Origin of the sequence: Psychrobacter sp. TB20-MNA-CIBAN-0197 (assembly GCF_040309765.1) — a bacterium.
Classification (GTDB): domain Bacteria; phylum Pseudomonadota; class Gammaproteobacteria; order Pseudomonadales; family Moraxellaceae; genus Psychrobacter; species Psychrobacter submarinus.
In genome coordinates this window covers 1-252 of record NZ_JBEOPC010001053.1, presented here as the reverse complement: position 1 = coordinate 252, position 252 = coordinate 1, and the positions used below count along the sequence as shown (strand labels likewise).

Here is a 252-nt window from a genome sequence, read left to right as displayed (position 1 = left end):
CAGCAGTACTCGGCGTCAGCGGGTTCGCTCAGGCGGGTGCAACCCTGGATGCGGTACAGAAAAAAGGTTTCGTGCAGTGTGGCGTGAGCGACGGTCTGCCGGGCTTCTCGGTACCGGATGCGACCGGCAAGATCCTCGGCATCGATGCTGACGTCTGCCGCGCTGTGGCGGCAGCCGTTTTCGGCGACGCCAACAAGGTCAAGTTCAGCCAGTTGAACGCCAAGGAGCGCTTCACCGCGCTGCAATCCGGCG

1 protein-coding gene is annotated in these 252 nt (G+C 63.5%); it reads left to right on the top strand.

All coding sequences use genetic code 11. The features are described from left to right. On the top strand, nt 1–252 hold a 252-nt coding region (locus AAEY83_RS17115), incomplete at both ends, for a transporter substrate-binding domain-containing protein (RefSeq protein WP_351061063.1).